We start from the raw sequence: 518 nt of genomic DNA, 5'->3' as shown, positions 1-518 counted from the left end.
TCCTCAATGGCTTGAGGGTCCTGCGCATGATGCTTGGGGCGGGCAGCGAGCTTGCGGTAACCCATGGCACGTACCTCCCGGCTCAGCGTCTGTTCGCTCACCGAGACGCGAAACTCTTCCCAAATCCATTGCGCCAGATCGCACAGACGCCAGCGCACGACACCATCGAGATAGGGTGTCGGCCCCCGCTCAATGGCCTTTGCCAGGACCACACGCTGCTGATCGTTCAGCAGTGACTTTGGGCCCGGAGCCTTACCATCGATCAGCCCTTCAGGACCACGTTCGTTGAACCGCATGACCCAGTCGCGGACGATCTGAAGAGTGACATTGCCCAGCTGCGCAGCATCCGAGCGCGAGCCTCCGTCATAGATCAGGGCGAGTGCCAGCAGCCGACGAGCCTGAGCCGCATGCTTGCTCTGACGCGCAAGACGCCGAAGACCTTCCGCGTCAAAATCTTCACGTAACGAAATCCCCGGTCGCATCGTAAACCTCCAGTTTGCCCCAGAGATTCAGATTCA

1 protein-coding gene is annotated in these 518 nt (G+C 60.0%); it reads right to left on the bottom strand.

Annotation, left to right across the window (positions count from 1 at the left end; translation table 11 throughout):
* A partial coding sequence (locus tag PDO_RS17465; RefSeq protein ID WP_007605068.1) for a helix-turn-helix domain-containing protein occupies nucleotides 1-482 on the bottom strand: 482 nt, incomplete at its 3' end.
* Nucleotides 483-518 lie beyond the last annotated feature (36 nt).

This window comes from Rhizobium sp. PDO1-076 (assembly GCF_000247475.1).
Classification (GTDB): domain Bacteria; phylum Pseudomonadota; class Alphaproteobacteria; order Rhizobiales; family Rhizobiaceae; genus Allorhizobium.
The sequence above is the reverse complement of the archived record's forward strand: the minus strand, read 5'-3'. Positions and strand labels throughout refer to the sequence as shown.